Consider the following 2,570-nt stretch of genomic DNA (forward strand, 5'->3'; position numbering starts at 1 on the left):
AGTTTCAAACACGAATCTCTTGGTTCAGTGTTACAGGATAGCTATATGCTGATTCAAGGGAGTTTTTCACGGTAAAGCTCTGTCATCTGATCCTGTTGAATTTAAAAGCATAGACATGGAACAAATCTCAAAACGGTACTTCAGGATCATCTGGAAAAAGAGCTCAAGAAATGCAAAGGCGTTATCATTCATCCGCTGATGATGAATCATAACGCCACACAACCCCTCTTCAATACCCTTCCTTATCTGACTCATCAACATGGCCCACTCCGATGGGGCATCAATGGCCTTGAGCGTGTGCAGATCCACATTAACAGGGAGTTCTCCGAGTTTTTCCGGCACAGAAGGCTTAGCACCTTCAAATCTTGAAACACCTTCATAATCAAGATCTGCAAGAATATCCATGCACTCTTCAGAGCATCTGTTCCAGGGGGGAGTAAATATTTTGTGAAAAGAGCCTCCCAGTATTGATTCAAGGCGCTCCTTACCCCGCTCAAGATCATTTTTTATTGCCTCAAATGAACGTGAAGGGCCAAACTCCTGTTTTTTACCAACACTTTCATGATTAATATGGCGCCACCCGTGGTGATGCCAGCACCAGAGGTTACTATTCTGATTTTTCACGGTTGCTGAAAAATTCTCTTTACCGGATAACAGTGGTTTATGTTGCCGGTATTTTTCAATATTCAGCGAAGCGATTCTATCCTGTATGGTATCCCATCTTGCATATGTTATCCATGTGGGGACAACAGCAAGTGCAAGTGGCATATCATATTTGGCAAAAATAGAGAGAAGTCGGAAAAAACTGTTCCCAGGCACGCCAATATCATCAGCACGAAAAAAGACCTTTACTGAAGAAGCACCCAAGTTAATATTTTCAGAAGTGTCATCTATGGCATGATCTCCTGTTATGCCCATTTCAATGGTGCGCTCAAGTTCCACCTTGACCTGATTCTCTTTTAATTGATGAAGCCATATTGAAGATGGTGTATATTTCAACTTTTCAACAATCTCCTTTTATTCAAGAGATACAAACAATATCTTTATAATCCATAATCGCCCATTGAGCCTAATGAAACTGCTGAGATAAACATTGATAAAAAGAAAAATGAAATTCCAACAATTCTTCAAGACATAAGTTCCAAAATTTTAAACATATCAATGGGTTACAAAATAGTTTTTTTAACAGTTGACACCATTAAAACCGTTTGATATGAAAAATCTGTTTGGCTGTACAAATAATATTTCACCACCTTGTTTTAATATGAGTAACCAAACGGTTTGTCTGTTACCCGAGATTATCCAGAGGACTTTGCACCACGGAAATATCAATGGAGGCTATCCGGAAAGAGCGTGGTTCTATCTTTCGAGCCTTTGGCTGCTCGAACGTAAATCAGCCTGCGTTCGAAATCAAGGTCATGGACACGTAGGCGGATGCATTCCATAAGGCGCAGTCCGCTGCCGTACAGTAGCCTGGCCATAAGGAGGTGGATACCCTGCATGTGGTTCAGCACACGGATCACTTCGCTCTGTGTCATAACGACCGGATGCCGTGGATGCCTTTTAGCACGAACAGGTTCGAGATTTTTATCGACTGGGATGTCAAGGACTTTTTTGTACAGAAAAACGATTGCATTTAGAGCCTGACGCTGGGTGGATGCAGCGACATTCTCTTGAACAGCCAAATGAGAGAGAAAGGCTTCTATCTCCCTTTTTCCCATATTGCGGGGATGGGTTTTGGCTCCATGGTATCTGATATACCGTAAAATCCAATCGCAATAGGTTTGTTCGGTGCGATAAGCGTAATGGTGATACCTAAGTACCTGTCGTACCTGATCCATAAGCCGTAGTTTAGGATCAGGGCGAAATTGTTTTAAATTTTCCATACTATTGCCGTTAGCATTCAATAGATGGAAAAGTCAATGGATTTTTTTCCAGATTTTGCCTTTAATATTGCAATAGGTGGAAAAAATTCTTTTCTATAGAATCAATAGACGGAATTTTTTCCATCTATTATAACTGTTAACTTTTTATCTTAGAATTACGCAACTCAATCGCCATATTATTAGGTTGAACTGGGGTATGTGCAGTGTGACAAAAAAATATTATTGCAATATTTATTACTATTTGACATTACGTGAAGTAACAATATTTCTATTTTATTTACAAGACTAAAAACAAGTTCAAGGAGACGGTATGAAGTTTAAGAATTGTTTACTATTCAGTATTTTTACCTGGCTCTATTTTATTAGTTTACAGATCTGTTTGGCAGAGGAAATGACAGTAGATGATCAGGGTGATGTTGGACTTCAACCATCTATAGCCGTTGATAGCAACAATCTGCCACATATTAGTTATTATGACATAACTAATAATAGTGTTAAATATGCCAAGCGGACATCATCGGGAAGTTGGTTGACAGAACTCGTTGATAATGTAGCTCAAATTTATGAGTTTAAACTCGATGTTCGAGTTTTTTTATGAGTATATTGGTATGATTATTGCTGAAACACTGAATACTCAAGAAAACCCGAAACAAACTAATCAATTTAAACATTTAATCTGTAAAA

General features: G+C 38.9%; 3 protein-coding genes. 1 reads left to right on the top strand and 2 read right to left on the bottom strand.

From position 1 onward, the window contains the following. Positions 1-66: 66 nt before the first annotated feature. Positions 67-999, bottom strand: coding sequence for a polysaccharide deacetylase family protein (locus MTBBW1_RS27060; protein WP_080810087.1), 933 nt, complete (start codon positions 997-999; stop codon positions 67-69). Positions 1,000-1,328: 329 nt separating this feature from the next. After that, positions 1,329-1,886, bottom strand: coding sequence for a phage integrase N-terminal SAM-like domain-containing protein (locus tag MTBBW1_RS27065; protein WP_080810091.1), 558 nt, complete (start codon positions 1,884-1,886; stop codon positions 1,329-1,331). 310 nt (positions 1,887-2,196) lie between these two features. Between MTBBW1_RS27065 and MTBBW1_RS27070 the strand changes: the two genes are divergently transcribed. Further along, positions 2,197-2,484 (top strand): hypothetical protein, encoded by a 288-nt coding sequence (locus MTBBW1_RS27070; protein WP_080810089.1) that lies wholly within the window; start codon positions 2,197-2,199, stop codon positions 2,482-2,484. Positions 2,485-2,570: the final 86 nt, after the last annotated feature.

Origin of the sequence: Desulfamplus magnetovallimortis, from assembly GCF_900170035.1 — a bacterium.
Classification (GTDB): domain Bacteria; phylum Desulfobacterota; class Desulfobacteria; order Desulfobacterales; family Desulfobacteraceae; genus Desulfamplus; species Desulfamplus magnetovallimortis.